The following is a 21,963-nucleotide window of genomic DNA, read 5'->3' as shown; positions in this document are numbered from 1 at the left end:
GATATCATGGGGGCTGTGGTCAGAAACGGTAGGCCACATGACCTCCGAATGTGAAGGGGCGAACGGTGATAAAAGAAAAGGGATCTTGCGCCGAATTGATGGCATCCACCTGCGCCCGTTTATCGAACAGGTTTTTCGCAAAGACCGAGAGATCCCAATGGTCGTTGGTTATCCCCGCTTTCAGATTGACTATGGTGTAGCTGTCAAGCGGCACATTAAAGGGGCTGGTTTCGCGGAATTGCGTATCAACACTGCCGCGATAGCTGATATCGATCCGGACGAGCCCATCAAGATCGCTGGTGAGAGGGCGTTCATATTGTGCCGCGGCAAAGCTTGGAAATCCGGCACATTGGGCAATTGGTCGCCCTTCAGCCCGGCATTGGGATCAAAGCTGGGGGATAAAGGGTCCGACAAGGGCTGGCTTTCGGTGATGCGGGCATCTTGCCACGAGCCACCAAAGCTGAGATCCAGCCCTGCAATGGGGCGGATGGTGACATCGAATTCGATGCCGTCGATTTCCGCTTCACCGGCATTGGTGATGATGGGGAAGGCTCCGGATGGATCAAGGCCTTCCACCTGAATATTATCCCACAAGATCACGAAGGCGGCAGCATTCACCACAAGACGATTATCAAAAAATCCGCCTTTCCAGCCGATTTCATAATTCCACAGGCTGTCGGGATCGAAGCCCTCCGGCACCGGCACACCGGTGGGGTTGATGGCGGCATCATTGGTGCCACCGACGCGAAAGCCTTCCGCTGCGGTGAAATAGAACAGATGGTCATCACTCACTTTATAAGAGGCATTGCCCTTGATCTGGAAGGTGTCGGAGCCGGAGGAAATATCAACGGCGCGGGTTTCGTTGTTGAAGCCGACAAAAGGCTTTGTTTCCAAACCGCTAGAGACAATATCGAAATTGAAGTATCGCCCGCCAAAGGTCAGCGACAGCTTGTCTGTGGCCTCCAAGGTTACTTCGCCAAACAGGGCTTCTTGATCCAGTTCATCGGATTTGGTGCGCCCGAAAATGGCGGCATTGGGCGGGCCATCAAGGAAGAAATCCTTGGTGATGTCGAACGGCCCAAGGGGAAGTCCCAATTCATTGGTGGCCACCACTTCCACATCGAAATCCTTGTCTTCGCGGGATAAAAATCCGCCGATGACGAAATTGACGGGACCGTCAAGGCTGGAGGCGAAGCGCAGTTCATGGCTCCATAATTCGCGCTTTTGCGGCTGCCTTGTAAGAGCCGCTGCGGGGGCGCCGAAAAACAGCAAGACAGGCGTTGAATCGAAGCGGAAGGTGACATCGCGTTCGAAATAATTGGAAGTGGCGAAAAAGCTGCCAAAGCCCGCATCATATTGGCTTTTACGCTATAAAGCTCGATGCTTTCATCCCAATCATTGACGGTGAAATCCTGATTGGTGAGATCCCCCAAAGCGGGCGCATCAAAGCCAAAAGCTTGCAGATTTTCCAGATAGGCGGGTTGATAGCTGGTGGAAAAACGCGAACTGCCGCCCACATCGCGTTCTTGTATCAAGGCAGAGGCACTAAGCTGTAACCGATCGGTGGGCAGCCAGCGCACAGACACTCTGCCGCCTTCCACATTATTGGAATTGATGTCTTTCAGGCCTAGGCGCACATTGTCGATATAGCCCGCTTCATCACTGATCCAGCCGACAGCACGCACCGCCAGCTTGTCTTTGATGATGGGCAGGTTCAGCATGCCATTGGTGCGGTAATTGGTGCCGCCTTTATCAGTGGTGGAAATTTCACCTTCCACATTGAAATCAACAGCCGAAGGGTCGGCTTCATTGGGGATGAAGCGGATGGTGCCGCTCATGGAACTGGCCCCATAAAGGGTGCCTTGCGGGCCTTTCAGCACTTCGATGCGGGCCAGATCATGCAGTTCGATATCTGCTTGCCGGCCGCCGCCATCCTGTTTGTTACGCGCGGTGATGACCGCTTCATCATAATAAACGCCAACGGTTGCGGTGCCCGAACTGTTGACGCCGCGGATGATATATTCCTTGTCGCCGGGGCCGAGATCCTGAAATTGCAGGCTGGGGATCATCCCCGCCAGATCAGAGAATTCCGTGGCCAACATATCGTCGATGGTATTGCCGCCAATGGCTTGAATGGCGGCTGGCACATCACGCACCCGTTGCGGGCCGCGCTTTTGGCCGGTGACGGTAATTTCTTCGATGGTATCGCGCCCGCCAGAGGGATTTTGTGCGGGATCGGTTTGCGCGAGAGTGCCGGGGGCAGGTGCAGTGGTTAAAACTACGGCCATGGCAAATGCGCTGGCGCAGGTTGCTTTATGGCCAACAGGCTTCGCTCGGTAACAAATAAGCCGTGACATCGTGTCCTCCCATTTTTCCAGTCCCTTGCCGAGACCCTGAGAGGATATTTTATGCATGAAACGTATGTGGATAAAACAAATATTTTAAAAATAAAGCATTAATCTTGAAGGCGGCATCAATAAGCGCTTCAGGCTCAAAGAAAAGCCCCGGATTTTAAAGCTTTTCAATCGGGCACAATGGCCGTGCTTTCGATTTCCAAAAGGGCATCAGGCTCCACCAGCCTGCCACTTGCACCGCTGTCATGGTGGGATAATGGGTGCCGATCAGGGTGCGGTAAATGGCGCCGATATCCGCCAAAGACGACCGGTAGCCATCTATGTCCACAATATACCATGTCATGCGGACAATATGATGGGGGGCTGCATCGCCTGCTTTCAAAACCGCCAAGGTATTTTCAAGAATTTGGCGGAATTGCCCGGCGAAATCGGGCGGGAAGCGCCCTTGGGTATCCCATCCCACTTGGCCCGCAACGAAAATCTGTCGGCCACGGGTGGAAAGGCCATTGGAATAGCCTTTGGGGCGCGGCCAGCCATCCGGCAATAAAATATCCATATTTTCTTTCCTTCGAGGCGTTGGAGCGTTCAAATGGCTCTATTCATTTTATATTTAAACTAATGGCGTTCTAGCGTACTCTACGCCCATGTACAAGCCACGACAAAGAATTGCTTATCCGTCGAGCGCCGGATTTTGGCCCGATGAAGCACAAGCGAAAGCCGCCCGGTTGTTCTCTCCGCTTGAAGCGGGGCCGTTGTTTCTCAAGGAGCGAAGCTGGGTTCCGGCCATGGTGCCGTGGCGTGCCAGCGCTGATGGATTTGTCACCGACGAGGTGTTGGATTGGTATGGGCGATTTGCGCAAAGCCGCCCCGGCGCTATCGTTGTGGAGGCGACGGGTATCCGTGATATTCCCAGCGGTCCCTTATTGCGTATCGGGGATGATCGCTTTTTACTCGGCCTTCAAAAACTGGTGAAACGGGTGCACGAAGAAAGTGGCGGGCAGACGCGGCTGTTGATTCAGTTGATCGATTTTTTGGCCATTCGCCGTCGTCCAAAGCCCGAAACATATTTCGACCGCTATCTGGAGCTGACCGACCGGCACCGTGATGTGCTGAACATGGCCGATGCCTCAGACGCCGATATACGCGCATATCTGAAAACACTGGATGATGAAGCGCTGAAAAAGGTTTTAAGCCCCCGCGAATGGGAAACGCTTGAAATGGGCTATCGGGAGCGGGTGACAGATACCCATCTGCCCCATATCCGCGATCTGCCGCAGACTTTGCCCGGCCTTTTTGCCGATGCGGCCCGCAGAGCCAAAGAAGCCGGTTTTGACGGGGTAGAGCTGCATTATGCCCATGCCTATACAATGGCATCGTTCCTATCCGCGCTGAATACCAGAACCGATGGCTATGGAGGTGTGCCGGAGCATCGGCTTCGCTTGCCTTTGGACGTGTATTTTGCTGTGCGTGATGCGGTAGGGAAGGGCTATGCGGTGGGCTGCCGTTTTCTGACAGAAGATTGTATCAAGGGCGGCACCGGATTGTCTGAATCCACCCGGTTCGGGGTGGCCTTTGCCCGGGCCGGAATGGATTTCCTTTCCACCTCGCGCGGGGGGAAATTTGAAGATGCGATGCAGCCAAAGCCCGGTGCTGCGGCCTATCCCTATACCGGGCCAAGCGGTTATGAATGTATGCCGCAATTCTTGTCCGACGAACGGGGGCCTTATGGGCGCAATATCGGCCCCACAGCCCAAATCCGTACGGCCATCAGGGAGGCCGGCTTTGAAACGCCGGTGGTGGTGACCGGCGGTATCCATAATTTCCAGCAGGCGGAAGGGGTTTTGGCCGCGGGCCAAGCGGATATCATCGGCGCGGCGCGGCAATCGCTGGCGGACCCTGATTGGTGGAGTAAAATGCGCATGGGGCGGGGCGATGCCGTGCGCCTGTGCGAATATACCAATTATTGCGAAGGGCTGGATCAAAAGCACAAGCAAGTGACATGCAAGCTGTGGGATCGTCTGGATCTGGATGACCCGACTGTGCGTTTGAGTCAGGATGGGCGGCGTCGTCTCACGGCGCCCCGATGGCGCGATGGGGATAAAACCTGAAAATACGCTTTATTGTTCCAGAACCTGTCGGGCGATGATCAGCTTTTGCACTTCCGATGCGCCTTCATAAATGCGCAGGGCACGGATTTCGCGGTAGAGCTTTTCCACCGGATGGCCAGAGCGCACACCAAGGCCGCCAAAAATCTGCACGGCCTTGTCGATGCTGTTTTGGGCATGGTCGGTGGCATAAAGTTTGGCCATGGCCGCTTCCCGCGTTACCCGCGTTTTCTTGACATCTTTTGTCCATGCGGCGCGGTAGATCAAAAGCGCGCTGGCATCAATATCCAAAGCCATGTCGGCGATTTGCGCCTGCACCAGTTGCAACGCGGCCATGGGGGCACCGAACAGATGCCGGTTGGTGACGCGGTGGCTGGATTCTTCCAAAGCACGGCGGGCAAATCCAAGGGCGGCAGCCCCCACGGTGGAGCGGAAAATATCCAGCGTTGCCATGGCCGCCTTGAAGCCCGATCCGGCCTCATGCAGACGGTTTTCCTGTGGCACCATCATATCTTTAAAGGACAAACGCGCCAAAGGATGCGGGGCGATCACCGGGATACGTTCGGCAATGGATAGCCCCGGCGTTTGGGCATCCACCACAAAGGCGGAAATGCCGCGCGCCCCCGGCGCTTCCCCCGTGCGGGCAAATAGGGTGTAGAAATCCGCGATCCCGCCATTGGAGATCCATGTTTTCTCGCCATTGACCAGATAACCGCCCGATATGGGGGTGGCGGTGGTGCGCATGGCTGCCACATCCGATCCTGCATCCGGCTCCGATAGTGCAAAGGCCGCCACCTTTTTTCCCTCGGCCACTTCGGGAGGTAACGGGCTTGTAGGTCGGGGCTGCCAAACAGGCTGATGGTGCCGCTTCCCAGCCCTTGCATGGCAAATACGAAATCCGCCAATCCCGAATGGCGGGCCAGCGTTTCGCGGATCAGGCACAAGGACCGCACATCCAGCGTGTCAAACATCCCGCCATGGGCTTTCGGCACCACATAACGCAGCCATCCGGCCGCGGCGAGGCGGCCCAGAATGGTGCCGCATAGTGCGTCCACCGCCGCTTGATCTTCATGGGCGGCTTCTTCTAAAGGCGCGATCTCCTGTTTCGCCCAGACATCCAGATCATGGGCGAGGCTGCGGTGGTGATCGTCAAAAAACGGCCAATCGAGAAAACTTTTATCTGACATCAATCGCCCTCGAAAATCGGGGTTTCCTTTTTGACGAACGCCTCATAAGCGCGCACGAAATCTTTGGTTTGCATGCAGATGGCCTGAGCCTGTGCTTCGGCCTCGATGGCGGCATCCAGGCTCATATCCCATTCCATATTCAGCTGGTTCTTGGTGACGCCATGGGCAAATGTGGGGCCATGGGCCAGCATATGAGCGGTTTTTTGTGCTTCGGCCAAAAGATAGGCTGCAGGCACGAGGCGATTGTAAAAGCCCCAGCGTTCGCCTTCCTCTGCACGCATTATCCGGCCGGAAAACAACAGGTCCGAGGCGCGCCCTTGTCCGATGATGCGCGGCAGAATGGCGCAGGCTCCCATATCGCAGCCCGCAAGACCCACGCGGGTAAACAGAAACGCCGTTTTGCAATCCGGCGTGCCATAACGCAGATCGGACGCCATGGCGATGATGGCCCCGGCGCCCACACAAATACCGTCCACCGCGGCGATCACGGGCTGCGGGCAGGCGCGAATGGCCTTTACCAGATCTCCGGTCATGCGGGTGAATTCAAGCAAATGCGGCATGTCCATCTTTGTCAAAGGACCGATGATTTCATGCACATCGCCGCCGGAAGAAAAATTTCCGCCCGCGCCGGTTATAACCACCGCCTTGATCTGGTCGTCATAGGCCAGCGCCCGGAAGCGGTCGCGCAGATCGGCATAAATCCCGAAGGTAAGTGGGTTTTTACGGTCGGGACGGTTCAGGGTAACGGTGACCACCCGGTCTTTGATGTCCCACAGGATTTGGCCCGGCTCTGCTTTTTGCGATGTCATGATGGGTTTTTCTCCGGATTGCTGCGGATGACGGAATTTTGCACCTGCCGCAGATCGTCCATCAAACGGTTTTCTTCTTCCACCGATATGCTGGCGAACATTTCATCGATCCAGTTTTCGTGCACATGAGCCATGGCCTTGAATTGTTCCATGCCTTTATCGGTCAGCTTCACATAATGGGTGCGGCGGTCTTTGGGGGCGCGGCTGCGGACCACGAAACCGTCCGCTTCAAGCCGGGATACAAGGCCGGTGACATTGCCATTGGAAACCATCAGGAAACGCGACAATTCTCCCATGGTCAGTCCATCGGGGTGGCGCTCCAAGGCGGACAGCACATCAAAGCGCGGCAAGGTGGTGCTGAATTGCTCTGCCAGCCGGTTGCGAATGGTGTTTTCGATCAGGATGGTGCAACTCAGCATCCGCAACCACAGCCGCAAAGACTGCTTGCTATGGGGCGCCCCCCCCAGCTTTTCAGGAAAAGTCTTTGGTTGATGGGTCATTCACATTACCTCACCTCCGGCAATCGCAAGGGCTTGCCCCGTTATCGAACCTGCGTCAGACGAACAGAGCCACAGTGCTTGTGCGGCGATTTCGTCCGGTGTGATCAACCGCTTTTGCGGATTGTCCTTTGCGAGTTCGGCAAGGGCCTCGGTTTCCGTGCGGCCGGTTTTCTTCATTATGATGTCAACAGAGCGCCTTACGATATCCGTATCGGTAAAGCCGGGGCAAATAGAATTCACCGTGATGGATGTGCGGGCAAGTTCCAGCGCCATGGCTCGTGTCAGCCCGATGACCCCGTGTTTGGCAGCCACATAGGCGCTGACATAAGGATAACCCTTTAATCCGGCGGTGCTGGCAATATTGATGATGCGCCCAAAACCGTGCTCTTTCATGCCGGCAAGGGCAGCCATGCTGCACAAGAACACGCCGTCCAGATTGACCGCCATCACCTTGCGCCACATCTCGAAGCTGGTTTTGGATAAGGGTGCACTGGGGGCAATGCCCGCATTGTTCACCAAAATGGTCACCGGTCCAAAGCGTTTGGCCGCCTGCTCGAATGCAGTGGCGACAGCGGCTTCATCGCAAATGTCCACCGCGATTGCCTGAGCCTTCGGAAGCTCTGACGCCAAGGCCTGAAGCCGCTCTTCATCGCGGGCCATCAAGGTGATGGCCGCCCCCGCATCGGCCAAGCGCTTTGCGATCGCTTTCCCGATGCCGGTCCCGCCGCCGGTGACGACCGCATGCTGTCTGGCAAGATCGGTCATGCCTTTATCTCGAGCATATCGGCGGCCATTTCCGCGGCCCGCGCGAGATTGCGTTCAAGCTGGCTAAATCCCGAAAGATAGGGTTTGGGGGTAGCAACGCCGTGATAGCCTTGTTCCGCTGCGGCGCGGAGGGTCCAATTCGGGTCCAGCAGATGCGGTCGCCCAAGGGCGCAGAGATCGGCCCGGCCAGAGGCCAGAATCGAATTGACATGATCGATCTCGTAAATATTGCCCACGGCCATGGTGGCCACATGCGCTTCATTGCGGATCTGATCGGAAAAAGGCGTCTGGAACATGCGGCCATAAACCGGCTTGGCTTCGGGGGAGGTTTGCCCCGCCGATACATCGATCAGATCGGCCCCCGCCTCGGCAAATGCGCGGCTGATTGCCAGAATATCTTCCGGACTGATGCCATCGTCTTCGACCCAATCACAGGCGGAAATACGCACGGCCATGGGTTTGTGGTCGGGCCACACGGCACGTATGGCGCGGAAGACTTCCAGCGGATAACGCAGGCGATTTTCCACCGGTCCACCATAGCTATCGGTGCGGGTGTTCATCAGCGGGGTGAGAAAGCTGGACATCAAATAGCCGTGGGCGGCATGCAGCTCGATCATATCGAATCCGGCTTCATCGGCCATTTTGGCGGCCCGCACATGGTCGTCGCGGACCCGGTCCATATCGGCACGATCCATGGGCTTTGGTGTTTGGTTCTGAGGGCTCCATGGCACGTCTGACGCGGCGATGATCGGCCAGGCTCCTTCGTCCAGCGGCACATCATAACCGTCCCAACCGACTTTCGTTGCACCCTTGGGGCCTGCATGGCCAAGCTGCATGCAGATGCGCGCCTCGCTATGGCTATGGACAAAATCCACCACCCGCTTCCATGCGGCGAGATGGTCCGGCTTATACATGCCTGCACAGCCCGGCGAAATGCGTCCGTCACGGGAAACATCGGTCATTTCCGTATAAACAAGGCCCGCGCCGCCCATGGCCCGCGCCCCATAATGGACCAGGTGAAAATCATTGATGGTGCCATCATCGGCGCTATACATGGACATGGGCGAGACGACGATACGGTTTTTCAGTTCCATGGACCGCAGTTTGAACGGCGTGAACATGGGGGGAATGGCCTTGTTCTTATCGGTGCCAGCGGCCTTGCAGGCATACCAGCGCTCGACATTTTCCAGCCAATCCCGGTCACGCAAACGCAGATTTTCATGGCTCACCCGCTGGGACCGGGTCAGCAAGGAATAGGCGAATTGCATGGGATCAAAATCCGTATAGCGCTCCACATGCTCAAACCATTCGGTGGAATTGCGTGCCGCACTTTGCAGCTTCAAAACCTCCACTTCGCGTTCTTCTTGATACTGGGCCAAAGCATCCGGCACGGACAGATCGTTGCTGTTCAAAACATTGGCCAGACTTATGGCATCTTCGAAAGCCAGCTTGGTGCCCGATCCGATGGAAAAATGCGCCGTATGGGCGGCATCCCCCAGTAAAACCACTTTGTCATGGTACCATTTCTTGCACAGAATACGGGGGAAGTTGATCCATGCCGAGCCGCGAATATGCCGGGCATTGCTCATCAGTGCATGGCCATCCAGATGGTCGGCAAACAGCGCTTCCAGGGCCCGGCAGTTTTCATCCTGGCTCATCCGGTCAAAACCGAAGGCTTCATAGGTTTTATTGGAACATTCAACAATGAAGGTGGAGGTGTCTTTATCGAAGCGATAAGCGTGGACCCAGATCCAGCCATGCTCGGTTTTCTTGAAGATAAAGGTAAAGGCATCGAACAGCTTATGGGTGCCCAGCCAAACGAATTTATTGGCCCGCATATCCACATCGGGTTTGAAATATTGCGCATAAGCGGTGCGGACTTTTGAATTCAATCCGTCAGAGGCAATGATAAGATCCGCATCCTTGAACTGCTCCAGATCCGGCGACATATCCCGCTCGAATACCAGCTCCACACCCACTTCGCGGCAACGGTCTTGCAAAATATTGAGTAGACGCTTGCGGCCAATACCACAAAAGCCATGACCGCCCGATGTGATGCACTGGTCTTTGAAATGAACGTCGATATCGTCCCAATGGGCCAATTCATCAAGGATGGTCTGTGCGGACTGGGGGTCATTGTCGCGCAGATTTTGCATGGTCTGGTCTGAAAACACCACGCCCCAGCCAAAGGTATCGCCGGGCTTGTTGCGCTCATAAACCGTGATCTGGTGATCCGGGTTGTGGATTTTCATGGACAAGGCAAAGTAAAGGCCCGCAGGCCCGCCCCCCAGGCAGATGATATTCATCCCATCCCTCCGATTTGCATTAGGCCCTGATGGTATGGGGGCGGGCGCATCGGGTCAAATAAAAAACTTTATGTTTAAAATAAAATCGACAAAGGGAGTATTCCCGCAAAGAACGCAAGATAATTGCGTGAAACGGGGCTTTTGCTGCGCTGCAGCTATATATTTTACATATAAATTTTGACAGATAAATAATTTTGAACTTAAAATAAATTTCGATGGGGCCCATAAGCACAGAAAATGTGCGGCACCAAAAGATGAGGCCGGTGACGCGGCCCGGATCAACGACTCTTTGGGTGAGGAAGGGGAAAATGCAGATGATAAATATAGAGCAGAAGTGCCAGAATCGCAGGGGCAGGGGGAAGGGCCGCTTTTTATGCAAGGCTTCGGCTGTGGCCGTTCTGGCGGCGACGATTGCACCCTTGAATATGAGTTGGGCCCAAGCTGTTTCATCCGATGACCAGCAATCTGCAGCGCCTGAAGAACAACAACAAAAACGCGGCGGATTGTTGGAAGAAATTGTTATCACTGCCCAGAAACGCGAACAAAGCCTGCAATCGGTGGGCATTGCCGTTACAGCCATTTCGGGCGAGCAGATGCGCGAATATGGCGTTGAAAAAAGCTATGATATCGCCGCCATGACGCCGGGGGTTCATATTTCGGGGAATCTGGCGGGGCAGAATACCCAATTCACCATTCGTGGTGTGACCCAGAATGATTTCAACGATATCGTTGAAGCTCCCAATGCCGCCTATTTGGATGAGGGTTATATTGCTATTTCCCAAGCCCAGACCTTCGCGGTATTCGATATTGATCGGGTGGAAATCCTGAAAGGCCCGCAAGGCACATTATTTGGCCGCAATGCCACCGGTGGTCTTGTGCATTATCTCAGCAACCAGCCGACATTCGATTCCGTTGAAGGCTATGTGGATGCGGAATACGGCTTTTTCGATTCGCCCGCCCATGCCAATGGCGGACGCATCGAAGCCGCCCTTGGCGGGCCTTTGGGCGAGCATTTGGCCGCGCGCGGTGCTGTGATGTTTTCAAAGCATGGGGGGTATTTGAAAAACAATTATCCCGATGGCGCCGTTGGCGGCTCGCCGGGGCCGGGGGCTGGCGTCAATCTGGGGGATGATGACACGCTGGCCGGGCGATTCACGGTCGTATATCAGCCCACAGACAGTTTTTATTGGCGGGTTTCAGCCAATGTGGAGCGTAGCCGACTGAGCACCGGACCGTTCCAATCCAAGCCCACCATTGCGGTGTTTGAAGATGTGAATGGCACCAATGAATTGGTCAATGTGATTGATGTGCCCCCCGGGGAAAGCCGTGCCACCATCGGGCCGGGTGGGGTGGATCTTGGCACCGATCTGGATAATAACGGGCTGTTTGGTGGCGATGATGCGCCGGGCGCGGAATTTTTCGGACGGTTTGCGCCCGGTGGTGATTTCTTTGGCTATCTTGATCCCGATGGCAAAGGCTTCAGCTTTTCAGGCGATTTCGCTTTCGATGATGCCAATTCCACAGATACATGGGGGGTGAATAACAATATCCAGTGGGACATCAGCGACAGCATCACCCTTACATCCATCAGCGATTACAAAGACTATGAAAAGCTGTTGTTCATTGATGTGGATTCAGCGCCGGTCAATCAATCTGCAAATTTCGCGGGTGTTGATGCCACCAGTTTCACGCAGGAATTGCGCCTGAACGGCACCACCGAAAAAGCCAATTGGGTGCTTGGGGCATTTTATCTCAATATCGACAATCACTCCGATAACGGGTTGAAATTCCCCGTCAATAGTGTGGTTCCCGGGGCACCTTTCGATCTGAGTTCCCTTGCTGATCTGGACACCGACAGCTATTCCGCCTTTGCCCATATGGACTATCAGATTTCCGAGAAATTTGCGTTTATTCTGGGCGGACGGATCATTCAGGAAGAAAAGGATTACCGCTTTCAGCAGGCCATTTTTCCGACACAGGATTCACGCAAGATCAATCAAGCACCCCGATCCCCATTGGCCCGGTATTCGGGCCAAACGGGCCGGAAGCCTTCACGGATGATACCAGCGATACCTTATGGGCGGGGACAGTCCGCGGTGAATATACCCCGAATGAGGATCTGTTGATTTATGCCGCGGTGAAACGCGGGGTGAAAGCAGGCAGCTTCAATGCCCAATTGGCCGGCGGTATTCCCGTTCCCACCAGCGCCATTCCCTATGATGAAGAGGTGTTGTGGAGCTATGAAGCCGGTTTCAAAGCCCAGCTTCTGGATAACACCGCCCGGCTGAACGCCAATCTGTTCTATTATGATTATAACGACTATCAGGCGTTCTTGTTTACCGGCGTGTCCGGTGTGGTGATCAATGCCGATGCCGAATATTATGGGGCTGATGTGGAGTTCGTGGCCTCGCCCTTTGAAGGTTTTGATTTCCGTCTTGCAGGCTCGTGGCTCGATGCCACGGTGAAAGATGTGCCTTTGCGGGTGGATGGTCCGATCTCCATTAATGCCAAGCCCAATTATGCGCCGGAATTCCAGTTTTCCAGCATGGCCCGTTATGAATGGGCGGCCTTTGGCGGCATGTTGTCGGTGATGGGCGATCTTAGCTGGTCGGACAGCTATTTCTATAATTTGCGCAATTTCGATGCCGATAAGTTCGACAGCTTTTTCTTCGCCAATGCCCGGCTTGCCTGGGCCAGTGATGATGGCCATTGGGAAGCGGCTTTGAAGGTGGAAAATCTCACCAATGCCAAGGCGGGGATTCAGGCTTCGATCTGGCCACCTTGTGCGGTTGTAATGAAATTTCCTTCCGGCCCCCGCGCTGGATCGGATTGAGCGTGCGCTATGCGCTGTGACCGGTAAGGGGGGAGCATGACACAGGCAATCAACCGTTTGCTCTTGAACGATCATTTCAAGCTGGGCACGTTTTCGGCCAATTGTTCTTCGGGTATGGCGATAACGAAAGTGCCCGAACGCTGGGACAATTCATGGGAGAATAACCGCAAACTGGTCGAGATGTGCGATGCGGCGGGTCTTGATTTCATGCTGCCCATCGCGCGCTGGATCGGTTATGGCGGCGAAACGAACTTTCATTTCAATGTGTTGGAAACCATGACATGGGCGGCAGGGCTTTTGGCCTTGTCCAAACGAATTTCCGTGATTGCCACCTTGCACACGGCTTTCAATCATCCGGTGGTGGCGGCAAAGCAAATCGCCACCATCGACCATATCGGCAAGGGGCGTGCGGGGTTGAATATCGTCGCCGGGTGGAACGAACCGGAATATAAAGCCATGGGGTTAAGCCTGCCAGATGACCATGAAACCCGTTATGGCTATGGGCAGGAATGGTATGACATCGTGCATAAATTGTGGAGCGAAGCCGGGGCTTTCGACTGGGACGGACGCTATTTTCACTTGAAGGGCGTTCATTCCGATCCGAAACCCTGGGCCGGTATTCCTCCCATTATCAATGCCGCAGGGTCCGAACAAGGCCGGGCCTTTGCCATCCGCAATGCCAATTTCCTTTTCACTCCGGCCATTGATCTTGATCGGTCGAAAAAGGAAATCGCCGAATTAAAGGACATGGCGCAGCAAAAAGGCAGGGATGTGGATGTGCTGACCTTTTCCTATGTGGTGTGCCGCCCAACGGAAAAGGCCGCGCGGGATTATCATGAGTATTATGCCAAAACCCATGCAGACTGGGCGGCGGTAGACAATCTGATCCGCTTGCAATTCGCCCATGCGCAAAGCTTTCCCCATGATCTGTTGAAGTTGATCCGTGACCGGATGGCGGCAGGGCATGGGGGCTATCCACTTGTGGGGACGCCCGAACAGGTGGCGGACAAGATATGTATGCTTCATGAAACGGGCTTTGGCGGCACCACATTGGCCTTTGTGAATTATACGGAAGAGTTTCCGTATTTCCGCGATACTGTGTTGCCCATCCTGGAAGAGCGCGGCTTGCGCCTTCCAAATGTTTCGCCATAAGGCCATATCAGAAAAATAGTTTAACTTTAAAATTGCGGCATTGGCGATGATGCCGTTAATCTGTTTATGTGGATGGGGTGGGTGATGTGCGCCAATCCTTTCGTCCATAAAGGACCATAAAAGGGAGATGCCTTGTGTCGCAACAAACGCTTATGGATCTGGCAAAAGCACTTTCAGACAGCCGTATCACCGTGGTCGATTTGACGCAGCCTTTGGAACCGCAAACGCCGACCCTGCAATTGCCTCCTCAATTTGCCGCATCGCCCGGCTTCAGCATTGATGTGATCAGCGAATATGATGATCGTGGACCGGCGTGGTATTGGAATAAATTCGCATGCGGTGAACATACCGGCACCCATTTCGACGCCCCGATCCATTGGGTGACGGGGAAGGATTATGAAAACAATGCCACCGATACCATTCCGGTGGAGCGGTTTATCGGTCCGGCCTTTGTGATTGATGTGGTGGCGGAGGTAGAGCGGGATGAGGATTTTCTGCTGACACCGGATTTTGTGAAAGAGTGGGAGAAAACCCATGGCCGGATCAGCAAGGATTCCTGGGTTCTGGTGCGATCCGGCTGGTCGAAAAGGCGCGATCCGAAAGCCTTTTTGAACACGCATGAAGACGGCCCCCATACGCCGGGCTTTCATCCCGAAACGCCGAAATTTCTGGCTCAAGAACGCGATATTCTAGCGTGGGCGTGGAAACGGTGGGAACCGATGCGGGGCAAGCGGCCAATTTTGACCCCATGTTTCCGTGCCATAGCCTGATGCACGGGGCGAATAAATTTGGATTGGCCAGCCTTACCAATCTGGACAAACTTCCGCCCACGGGCGCTGTGGTGATTGCCCCGCCTTTGAAGATTGTGCGTGGCTCTGGCTCGCCGGTGCGGGTGCTGGCTTTGGTCCCCAAAAGCTGAAACCATAAGGCCGGAAAGGCAAATCATGGCGGAACGGTCATTTGCAAAAGAGGTAGAAACCCTTCGGATCGGGGACGGCGAGATCTTCCATGGTGAAGGTATTCTGGCTGTTACCAAGGCGCTGTTGCAATCCGGCGTGTCTTATGTGGGAGGCTATCAGGGGGCTCCCATATCGCATCTGATGGATGTGCTGGCCGATGCCGAACCCTTGATGCAGGAACTGGGCATCCATTTTGAAGCCAGCGCTTCTGAAGCGTCCGCTGCGGCGATGCTTGCGGCATCGGTGAATTATCCCTTGCGCGGCGCGGTAACGTGGAAATCCACCGTTGGCACCAATGTGGCATCCGATGCTTTGGCCAATGTGTCATCGGGTGGGGTCACCGGCGGTGCATTGGTAATTATCGGCGAGGATTATGGCGAAGGCTCGTCGATCATGCAGGAGCGCAGCCATGCCTTTGCCATGAAATCGCAGATGTGGCTATTGGACCCGCGCCCCAATCTTGCCAGCATTGTGGATATGGTGGAATTGGGCTTCCAGTTGTCCGAGGCCTCCAATACGCCGGTGATGCTGGAGCTGCGTATCCGCACCTGCCATGTTTATGGATCATTCACTGCCAAGGATAACCGCGCCGCCACCTTTAGCTTGCGCGATGCCATGGAAAATCCGGTGCGCGATACGGGCCGTATCGTATTGCCGCCCGCCAATTTTGCCCATGAACAGGAAAAAGTGGCCAAGCGCTGGCCTGCGGCGATCGACTTTATCAAATCCCGACGGATGAACGAATTTTTGGGCGCCGCCACCGGTGATGTGGGCATCATCGTTCAGGGAGGGCTTTATAATAATCTGATCCGCGCTTTGGAGGTGGAAGGCCTGTCCGATGTTTTTGGCAAGGCGCGGCTGCCAATTTATGTGCTCAATGTCACTTATCCCTTGATTACGGAAGAAATTGTCGGCTTTTGCGCCGATAAGAAAGCGGTGCTTTTGATCGAGGAAGGCCAGCCGGATTATATCGAGCAGGCGGTCAATAGCATTTTACGCAAGCAAGATCTGGAAACGCGGATCGTGGGCAAGGACGTGCTGCCCATGGCCGGGGAATATACCGGCGCGGTTCTGCACGCAGGCATTGCGGCCTTCATGAAGACGCATGGAGAAAGCCTCGGGGCTGCCGGTTCTCTGGGCCATAATCGTCCCAAACATCCAGACAGTCCGGCGTTGGACGATTTGAATGCGCTTTTGCCGCCCCGTCCGGCGGGATTTTGCACCGGATGCCCGGAACGGCCGGTTTTTTCCGCCATGAAGCTTTTGGAGCGGGAGATGGGCCCGTTCCATGTATCATGCGATATTGGCTGTCATTTGTTTTCAATCCTGCCGCCGTTCAATATCGGCAATACCACCATGGGCTATGGCCTTGGCTGGGCGGGGGCCTCCGCCTTCAACACCCAATCGGACAAGCGCACCATTTCAGTGATGGGGGACGGCGGATTCTGGCATAATGGCCTGTCTAGCGGTGTGGGCAATGCGGTGTTCAACAAGAACGACAATGTGTTGCTGATTGTTGACAATAACTATGCAGCCGCCACCGGCGGGCAGGATATTTTATCAAGCCGTGGCAAGCGTGAAAGCAAATCCACCGGCCACAGCATCCAAAGTGCCGTGCGCGGCGTGGGGGTGACATGGCTGAAAACCGTGGGCAGCTATGATGTGGCAAAAATGCGCGATACCTTGCGCGATGCCCTTACGACACCGGAAAAAGGCCCCAAGGTGATCGTGGCGGAAGGCGAATGTATGCTGAACCGCCAGCGCCGTGAAAAACCACTGCTGGCGAAAAAGCTGAAAAGCGGCGAGCGCCTTGTGCGCACCCGTTTTGGCATCGATCCCGATAGCTGCACCGGCGATCATAGCTGCATCCGTTTGTCCGGCTGCCCCTCGCTGACCATCCGCGAAAATCCCGATCCTTTGCGGGAAGATCCGATCGCCGCCGTGGACAATAGCTGTGTGGGTTGCGGCTTGTGTGGCGAGGTGGCCCATGCCGCCGTGTTGTGCCCCAGTTTCTACCGCGCCGATGTGATCCAGAATCCCGGCCGTTGGGATCGTTTTATGGCGAAAATGCGGGCGCGGATCATCCAGTGGGTGGAACGCCGTTCTGAAAAGGGGCGAAGCCGTCATGCCTTTTGATCCTATGAAAAACGGGCCGCGCCCCATCACTTTGGCCATTTCCGCCCTTGGCGGCCAAGGCGGCGGCGTGCTGTCTGGCTGGATCGTTAAAATGGCCGAACGCTGCGGGTATCTGGCGCAATATACCTCTGTTCCCGGCGTGGCGCAGCGCACGGGTGCAACCATTTATTATCTTGAGCTGTTTCCGCACGAAGAAGCCAAAAAAGCAGGGCGTCCGCCGGTTCTGGCTTTGATGCCCATGCCCGGTGATGTGGATATTGTGATTGCATCGGAGTTGATGGAAGCGGGCCGGGCCGTAAGCCGGGGCTTCGTGACCGCGGACCGCACCACGCTCATTGCATCGACCCATCGGGATTATGCCATCAGCGAAAAAGCGGCCATGGGAGACGGGACCGCCGATGCGCAAACGGTGCTGGAAGCCATACGCGCCCATGCCAAACATCTGGTGGCCTTTGATATGAAGGCAAGCGCCGAAGCGGTGGGAAGCGTGATCAGTTCGTCGCTGTTCGGGGCCTTGGCGGGGGCCGGCGCATTGCCTTTCCCCCGCGAGGCGTATGAAGACACCCTCCGTGAAGGGGGACGGATGCTGGAAGCCAATCTGGCTGCCTTTGACGCAGCCTATGATCTGGCCCGAAAGAATGTGGCTGGCGGCGCACATGGGGCAGAGCCTTCACCATCATCGCCCTTGCCGCATCAATCACAGCTTCAATCGGCGTCTTTGGCCTTGGCGGAAGGAAAGCCCGCAGCCGTGCGCGATATGTTGAACCGTATTCCCGCTGAATTGCCGCCTGCTGTGCATGATCTGGCGGTGGAAGCGCGCGCCGTTGCGTTGATTATCAAGATCTTGCGTATGCGGGGCTTTATCTGGACCGATTGGCTTTAGTGGCGCGATCGGATGACGGGGCACGCGGCTTTCAACTGAGTGGGGTGGTGGCCCGGCAATTGGCCCTGTGGATGAGCTATGAAGACACCATCCGTGTTGCCGATCTGAAAACCCGGAGCAGTCGCTTTGACCGCGCCCGCAAGGAAGTTCGCGCCAAGCCGGACCAGATTGTTTATCTGACGGAATTTATGCACCCAAGGGTGCGCGAAATAGCCGATAGCTTGCCAGCCCCTTTGGGTCATATGGTTCTCGATACACCATGGATAAACAAGTTTGTGGGGCGGTTCTGTCGGAAGGGCCGGTATATCCACAGCACCAAGCTGGGCGGCTTTTTTCTTTTGAAAAGCCTGTCTGCCTTGCGCCGTATCCGCCGGTCCACCCTGCGGTATCAAGAGGAACAGGCCCGCATCGAACGCTGGCTGGCGCGCATCGAAGATTTGGCCGGATCGCATTATGATCTGGCACTGGAAATTGGCCGCTGCCAAAATCTGGTGAAGGGCTATGGCGATACTCATGCGCGCGGATTGGGAAATTTCAATCGCCTGATGGGGGCTGTGGACATGCTCAAATCCCGCGCTGATGGGGCGGCTCTTTTGGCCGAATTGCGCGCCGCCGCTTTGGCTGACGATCAGGGGCAGGCTTTGACGGAAAAACTGGCCGGCCTTTCCCGTTCGCCGGAAAAAGGGCGCAAGACATGACCTATCCCCGCCGCGCCTTACTGAAAGCGACGGCGAGCGGGGCTATGCTGTTTGCCGTCGCCGGACGCACACACTTGCTGACACCAAGACAAGCGCGGGCCAAAGAGGCTGCGTTCCGGTTGCTCAAGGATGCGGAAATCCGGTGTCTGGATGCGATGGGAGAGGCTCTGGTGCCGGGGTCCGCCAGTGCGGGCCTTGCCCATTTCGTGGATGCGCAGCTGAGCTGTTCTTTTGCGGAAAGTCTCTTGACTGTGCGCTATCTGGATATAGCGCCGCCTTGGGAGCCCTTCTATCGTTCCGCGCTGGCGGCCACCAACAAAGCCGCTCAGGCACGCTATGGCGGGGCCTTTCACACATTATCGTCTGAACAGGCGTCAAAACTGGTGGAGGCAATGGCGAATAATGCCATTCCCGATTGGGTCGGACCACCATCGGCGTTGGTGCTGTTTGTCCTGCGCGCCGATGCGGTGGATGTCCGCTATGGCACCATGGCAGGGTTTGACGGGCTGGATATCCCTTATCTTGCCCATATCGAGCCGGAGGACCGCTGGTGAGTGCGGCACAAAAACATGAGGCGGTAGACGCGCTGATTGTTGGCGCGGGTGCGGCGGGATCGTTTTATGCGCGGCTGTTGGCGCAGGCGGGAAAATCGGTGGTGGTTCTGGATGCCGGCCCCGGATGGGAAATGGCGGACCTGATCAGCAGCCAGATCTGGTCGCGGCGCTTGCGCTGGGGTGGCGAACCTGTTGCGTCTACCGGCACGCATCCCTTTGGCTATGGCTTTAATGCAGGCTGGGGTTTGGGCGGCGCAGCGCTTCATCATTATGGCACTTGGCCGCGTTTTGACGAGAGCGATTTCAAGGTCAAAAGCCTTTATGGCCGGGCAGTGGACTGGCCGCTGGATTATGCGGAGCTGCGCCCCTTTTATGATCGTATTCAAGAAGATGTGGGCCTTTCAGGTGATGCGGAAGCGGAAATCTGGCGGCCTGAAGGGGATCCTTATCCCATGCCGCCCTTGGCCCGCTTTGGGCAGGCGGATGTGTTGGAACGCGGGTTCAAAGCCTTGGGGATGCACACCGCTCCCATGCCCATGGCGATCAATTCCACATGGTATAAGGGGCGCGCGCCCTGCATCTATGATGGCTGGTGTGATGCGGGCTGCCCCATTGGTGCGCTTTATAATCCGCTTGTGCGTGATATTCCCGAAGCGAAAAGGGCAGGTGCGGACTTTCGCAGCCAATCGGATGTGATCCGGGTGTTGGCCCATAAGGGCAGGGCGACCGGCGTGGTCTATGCCGATGCTTCAGGACATCTGCACGAGCAACGGGCCGATCTGGTGATATTGGCGGCTTCGGCGGTGCATAATCCGGCGATTCTTCTCAATTCCGCTTCTGCCGATTGGCCTTTGGGCCTTGGCAATTCCAACGGGCTGGTGGGGCAGGGATTCATGACCCATTCTTTGGGAGGGATATACGGCCTGTTTGATGAGGAAACAGACCCGTATCTGGGGGTATCGGGCGCGCAGCTTTCTTGCCGCGATGGCTATGAAAAAGACAGCCGGGAAAAAGGCTTTGGCAGCTATCAATGGCTGATTGCCCCGGCCATGAAGCCCAATGATCTGGCGGGTATTGCCACCAGCCGCGCCGATCTTTTCGGCCAGGATCTGTCACATTTCATGGAACGGGCCAGCAAACATATGGCCAATATGCTGGCCATGGGCGAAGACCTGCCGCGCCCTGAAAACCGCATCATGCTTTCCGATGACCGTGATCGCCATAACCGGCGGCGGGTGCGCATTATCCACAGCTTTGACGGGGATGCTTTGGCGGTGCGCGATCATGCGCGGCGAGAAGGGCTGGCGGTTATGGAAGCTGCCGGTGCGCGCGATTATTGGGCGGGGCCTTTGGCAACAGCGCATATGATGGGCGGCACCCCCCTGGGAGACGATCCGCAGCGCTCGGTGGTTGATCGTTATGGCCGCAGCCACGACGTGCCTAATCTGGTGCTGGCGGGAACCGGGCTTTATCCCACGGCCGGGGCGGTGAATCCCACCTTTACGCTTTATGCGCTGTCTTTGCGCAATGGAGAGCATTTATTGGCCCACTGGTCGGATTATGTGGCGGGCTGACGGCAGGACGGCAAGGCGCATCGTCCTTATCCGATTTGATCTACATCAAGGTTTTGTTGTAGCTTTTCTATAGAACAGATTGGGAATTCAGAAAGGGTCGGACAATGCAGAAGCGGGTTTTATCGGGCTTGTTGAGTGCTTTTTTGGTGGCGGGTTCCGCGCAGGCTGCCGACGATCTGATGGCCGTGGCCCAGGATTTTTTCAAACCGATCCCGGCCAAGCCGCCCGCCTTGGAGGGTAATCCGGCAAGTGCTGCGAAGATTGAATTGGGCAAGATGCTCTATTTCGATACGCGTCTGTCCGAGTCCCATAATATCAGTTGTAATTCCTGCCATGTGGTGGGCATGGGCGGTGTTGATTTGCAAGAAACCTCTTTGGGGCAGAGCTGGCAAACCGGGGCGCGCAATTCTCCCACCGTGTTTAATGCGGTGTTCAATCTCGCGCAATTCTGGGATGGCCGGGCGGCGGATTTGGAAGAACAGGCTGGTGGGCCGTTGGTCAATCCCGTTGAAATGGCCACCACAGAGGGGCACGTGGTCGAGCAATTGGACGGTATCCCCGGCTATCACGAACCTTCAGGGCTGCTTTCCCCGATGATACAGATCCCATCCGGATCGAGAATGTGCAAAAAGCCATCGCCGTGTTCGAGGCGACGCTGATTACCCCCAATGCGCCGTTTGACCAGTATCTGAATGGGGACGAGACGGCGCTTAATGCTCAGCAAAAAGCCGGGCTTCAGGCGTTCATGGATAATGGCTGTGTGGCTTGCCATAGCGGCATCAATCTGGGGGGCGAGCAGTTCCAGCCCTTCGGTGTGGTTGAAAATCCGGGGGAAGATCTGTTGCCACCCGGCGACAAGGGCCGGTTCGATGTGTCCCAATTGCCGGAAGATGAATTCGTCTTCAAGGTGCCGGGATTGCGCAATATCGCGCTCACCCCGCCGTATTTCCATACGGGGAAAGTGTGGGATCTAAAGCAGGCCGTGCGGGTGATGGGTACGGCTCAGCTGGGGATCGACCTGAGCGAGGATGATGTGGAGAATATTACCGCGTTTCTGCATAGCCTGACCGGCGATCAGCCCCGGATTGTCTATCCTGTTTTGCCGCCAAGCACAGCCGAAACGCCGCGTCCCAATCCATAAACTGCGG

13 protein-coding genes and 6 pseudogenes are annotated in these 21,963 nt (G+C 55.9%); 10 read left to right on the top strand and 9 right to left on the bottom strand.

The genetic code is table 11. The annotated features are described in order from the left end of the window. Nucleotides 1-19: 19 nt before the first annotated feature. The 4 genes and pseudogenes from JCM17844_RS16625 to JCM17844_RS08910 form a co-directional block, all read right to left on the bottom strand. Nucleotides 20-214 (bottom strand): TonB-dependent receptor, encoded by a 195-nt coding sequence (locus tag JCM17844_RS16625; RefSeq protein ID WP_268885112.1) that lies wholly within the window; start codon nucleotides 212-214, stop codon nucleotides 20-22. Then, the gene (locus JCM17844_RS16020) at nucleotides 190-1,272 is read right to left on the bottom strand and encodes a TonB-dependent receptor (protein WP_150000628.1); all 1,083 of its coding nucleotides are present in this window, start codon (nucleotides 1,270-1,272) and stop codon (nucleotides 190-192) included. The genes JCM17844_RS16625 and JCM17844_RS16020 overlap by 25 nt, the downstream gene beginning before the upstream one ends. 566 nt (nucleotides 1,273-1,838) lie before the next feature. Further along, nucleotides 1,839-2,288: pseudogene (locus tag JCM17844_RS16620) on the bottom strand (TonB-dependent receptor plug domain-containing protein); the annotation flags it as partial. Nucleotides 2,289-2,521: 233 nt separating this feature from the next. After that, a pseudogene (locus tag JCM17844_RS08910) lies at nucleotides 2,522-2,910 on the bottom strand (RidA family protein). An 88-nt stretch (nucleotides 2,911-2,998) separates the two neighbouring features. On the opposite strand from JCM17844_RS08910, the gene JCM17844_RS16890 reads away from it, so the two are divergent. Then, nucleotides 2,999-4,462 (top strand): oxidoreductase, encoded by a 1,464-nt coding sequence (locus JCM17844_RS16890; RefSeq protein WP_150000626.1) that lies wholly within the window; start codon nucleotides 2,999-3,001, stop codon nucleotides 4,460-4,462. 9 nt (nucleotides 4,463-4,471) lie between these two features. Here the strand turns inward: JCM17844_RS16890 and JCM17844_RS17275 are convergent. The 5 genes and pseudogenes from JCM17844_RS17275 to JCM17844_RS08880 all read right to left on the bottom strand — a co-directional run bounded on the left by JCM17844_RS17275 (nucleotide 4,472) and on the right by JCM17844_RS08880 (nucleotide 10,026). Next, nucleotides 4,472-5,646 (bottom strand): annotated as a pseudogene (locus tag JCM17844_RS17275) (acyl-CoA dehydrogenase family protein). Next, nucleotides 5,646-6,455, bottom strand: a complete 810-nt coding sequence (locus JCM17844_RS08895) for an enoyl-CoA hydratase family protein (RefSeq protein ID WP_150000625.1) — start codon at nucleotides 6,453-6,455, stop codon at nucleotides 5,646-5,648. The pseudogene JCM17844_RS17275 and the gene JCM17844_RS08895 overlap by 1 nt, the downstream one beginning before the upstream one ends. Next, the gene (locus tag JCM17844_RS08890; RefSeq protein ID WP_150000624.1) at nucleotides 6,452-6,955 is read right to left on the bottom strand and encodes a MarR family winged helix-turn-helix transcriptional regulator; all 504 of its coding nucleotides are present in this window, start codon (nucleotides 6,953-6,955) and stop codon (nucleotides 6,452-6,454) included. The genes JCM17844_RS08895 and JCM17844_RS08890 overlap by 4 nt, the downstream gene beginning before the upstream one ends. Continuing rightward, on the bottom strand, nucleotides 6,956-7,720 hold the full coding sequence (locus JCM17844_RS08885) for an SDR family NAD(P)-dependent oxidoreductase (RefSeq protein ID WP_150000623.1): 765 nt from the start codon (nucleotides 7,718-7,720) through the stop codon (nucleotides 6,956-6,958). Next, the gene (locus JCM17844_RS08880; RefSeq protein WP_150000622.1) at nucleotides 7,717-10,026 is read right to left on the bottom strand and encodes a bifunctional salicylyl-CoA 5-hydroxylase/oxidoreductase; all 2,310 of its coding nucleotides are present in this window, start codon (nucleotides 10,024-10,026) and stop codon (nucleotides 7,717-7,719) included. The genes JCM17844_RS08885 and JCM17844_RS08880 overlap by 4 nt, the downstream gene beginning before the upstream one ends. A gap of 425 nt (nucleotides 10,027-10,451) precedes the next feature. Between JCM17844_RS08880 and JCM17844_RS08875 the strand changes: the two genes are divergently transcribed. The 9 genes and pseudogenes from JCM17844_RS08875 to JCM17844_RS17270 all read left to right on the top strand — a co-directional run bounded on the left by JCM17844_RS08875 (nucleotide 10,452) and on the right by JCM17844_RS17270 (nucleotide 21,956). Continuing rightward, nucleotides 10,452-12,152 carry a TonB-dependent receptor plug domain-containing protein gene (locus tag JCM17844_RS08875; protein ID WP_210431677.1) on the top strand — a complete coding sequence of 567 codons (1,701 nt, stop codon included), beginning with the start codon at nucleotides 10,452-10,454 and terminating at the stop codon, nucleotides 12,150-12,152. Then, nucleotides 12,035-12,859 carry a TonB-dependent receptor domain-containing protein gene (locus JCM17844_RS08870; protein ID WP_307725800.1) on the top strand — a complete coding sequence of 275 codons (825 nt, stop codon included), beginning with the start codon at nucleotides 12,035-12,037 and terminating at the stop codon, nucleotides 12,857-12,859. The genes JCM17844_RS08875 and JCM17844_RS08870 overlap by 118 nt, the downstream gene beginning before the upstream one ends. Before the next feature lie 36 nt (nucleotides 12,860-12,895). Beyond that, nucleotides 12,896-14,011: an LLM class flavin-dependent oxidoreductase gene (locus JCM17844_RS08865; protein WP_150000619.1), complete on the top strand. Its 1,116-nt coding sequence runs from the start codon at nucleotides 12,896-12,898 to the stop codon at nucleotides 14,009-14,011. Between the two features lie 152 nt (nucleotides 14,012-14,163). Further along, nucleotides 14,164-14,930, top strand: a pseudogene (locus tag JCM17844_RS08860) (cyclase family protein). A gap of 25 nt (nucleotides 14,931-14,955) precedes the next feature. Next, the gene (locus JCM17844_RS08855; protein ID WP_150000618.1) at nucleotides 14,956-17,106 is read left to right on the top strand and encodes a ferredoxin family protein; all 2,151 of its coding nucleotides are present in this window, start codon (nucleotides 14,956-14,958) and stop codon (nucleotides 17,104-17,106) included. Nucleotides 17,107-17,110: 4 nt separating this feature from the next. Continuing rightward, a pseudogene (locus JCM17844_RS17470) lies at nucleotides 17,111-18,687 on the top strand (indolepyruvate oxidoreductase subunit beta family protein). Then, nucleotides 18,684-19,241: a gluconate 2-dehydrogenase subunit 3 family protein gene (locus JCM17844_RS08840; RefSeq protein ID WP_150000616.1), complete on the top strand. Its 558-nt coding sequence runs from the start codon at nucleotides 18,684-18,686 to the stop codon at nucleotides 19,239-19,241. The pseudogene JCM17844_RS17470 and the gene JCM17844_RS08840 overlap by 4 nt, the downstream one beginning before the upstream one ends. Beyond that, nucleotides 19,238-20,815, top strand: coding sequence for a GMC oxidoreductase (locus JCM17844_RS08835; protein WP_150000615.1), 1,578 nt, complete (start codon nucleotides 19,238-19,240; stop codon nucleotides 20,813-20,815). The genes JCM17844_RS08840 and JCM17844_RS08835 overlap by 4 nt, the downstream gene beginning before the upstream one ends. Before the next feature lie 104 nt (nucleotides 20,816-20,919). Continuing rightward, nucleotides 20,920-21,956: pseudogene (locus tag JCM17844_RS17270) on the top strand (cytochrome-c peroxidase). Nucleotides 21,957-21,963 lie beyond the last annotated feature (7 nt).

This window comes from Iodidimonas gelatinilytica, assembly GCF_008579125.1.
GTDB classification, from domain to species: Bacteria; Pseudomonadota; Alphaproteobacteria; order Sphingomonadales; family Rhodothalassiaceae; genus Iodidimonas; species Iodidimonas muriae.
Note: the sequence above shows the minus strand (reverse complement) of the source record. Positions and strands in the feature narration are given on the sequence as shown.